The following is a 1234-nucleotide window of genomic DNA, read 5'->3' as shown; positions in this document are numbered from 1 at the left end:
CCCCCACGCCGCCGCACGCCCCACCGGCAGCCCCCGGGTCGCCGCCGTGCACCCCCACCGCACCGCACCGCCGCACCACCCGCTCCGCCCGCAGCCTGCGAAGGGACCAGCCCATGACCTCGCGTGACGCCCGCCGAGCCGAGCCACCACCGGTGCGGGTGAGCGCCGAGGGGCTGCCCGGCTGGCTCCAGCCGGTGGCCGACGCGGCCGGGACCGTCCGGGCCGGGCAGCTCAGCCGCTTTCTGCCGCCGCCGCACGGCGGACGGCCCGCCGCCGTCCTGGTGCTGTTCGGCGCCGGGCCGCGCGGCCCCGAGCTGCTGCTGCTGGAACGGGCCACCAGCCTGCGCGCGCACGCCGGCCAGCCGTCGTTCCCCGGTGGCGCGCTCGACCCGGAGGACGGCGACCCGGCCGGGCAGGGCCCGCTGCGCGCCGCCCTGCGCGAGGCCGAGGAGGAGACCGGGCTCGACCCGGCCGGGGTGCGGGTCTTCGGCGTCCTGCCCCAGCTGTACATCCCGGTCAGCGACTTCACCGTCACCCCCGTCCTAGGCTGGTGGCACACCCCCACCCCGGTGGCACCGGTGGATCCGGCCGAGACCGCCCGGGTGTTCACGGTGCCCGTGGCCGAACTGGCCGACCCCGCCCGGCGGGCCAGCGCCGTGCACCCCAGCGGCTACCGCGGCGCCTGCTTCCAGGTCGCCGGCACCCTGGTGTGGGGCTTCACCGCCGGCGTCATCGACCGCATCCTGCACTTCGCCGGCTGGGAACTGCCCTGGGACGAGGAACGGGAGATACCTCTCGACGCCGGGGCATGAACTGCCCATACATGAGAGCGTGTCGGGCATGAATACGCTCGACGTGCTGCTGCTGCTGGCCGCCGTGTGGTTCGCGGTCGTGGGCTACCGGCAGGGTTTCGTCGTGGGGATACTGTCCGTCGCCGGCTTCCTCGGCGGCGGGCTCATCGCCCTCTACGCCCTCCCCCGGATCTGGAGCCGGATCAGCGACGGCGCCGAAGCCGGCCCGATAGGCGTCATCGTGGCGGTCGTCGTCGTCATCGTGTGCGCCTGCTCCGGCCAGGCCCTCACCACCCACTACGGCAACCGGCTGCGCCGCCACATCACCTGGTCCCCGGCCCGGGCCCTGGACGCCACCGGCGGCGCGCTGGTCAACGTCCTGGCCATGCTGGTGGTCGCCTGGCTGATCGGCTCGGCCCTGGCCGTCACCACCCTCCCCACGC

The 1234-nt window shown here is 75.6% G+C and carries 2 protein-coding genes; both read left to right on the top strand.

Features of this window, described 5'->3' with window-relative positions:
* Positions 1–113 precede the first annotated feature (113 nt).
* Positions 114–812 (top strand): NUDIX hydrolase, encoded by a 699-nt coding sequence (locus ACFV5N_RS27915; RefSeq protein ID WP_385605361.1) that lies wholly within the window; start codon positions 114–116, stop codon positions 810–812.
* Between the two features lie 28 nt (positions 813–840).
* The coding region (locus ACFV5N_RS27910; RefSeq protein ID WP_385605359.1) for a CvpA family protein at positions 841–1234 on the top strand (394 nt) is incomplete at its 3' end.

Origin of the sequence: Streptomyces sp. NPDC059853 (genome assembly GCF_042731495.1) — a bacterium.
Lineage (GTDB): Bacteria > Actinomycetota > Actinomycetes > Streptomycetales > Streptomycetaceae > Streptomyces.
The sequence above is the reverse complement of the archived record's forward strand: the minus strand, read 5'-3'. Positions and strand labels throughout refer to the sequence as shown.

What these genes read in the sequence shown, in the direction of transcription:
- ACFV5N_RS27915 (WP_385605361.1), top strand. Translation starts at nt 114, where the DNA reads ATGACCTCGCGTGACGCCCGCCGAGCCGAGCCACCACCGGTGCGGGTG.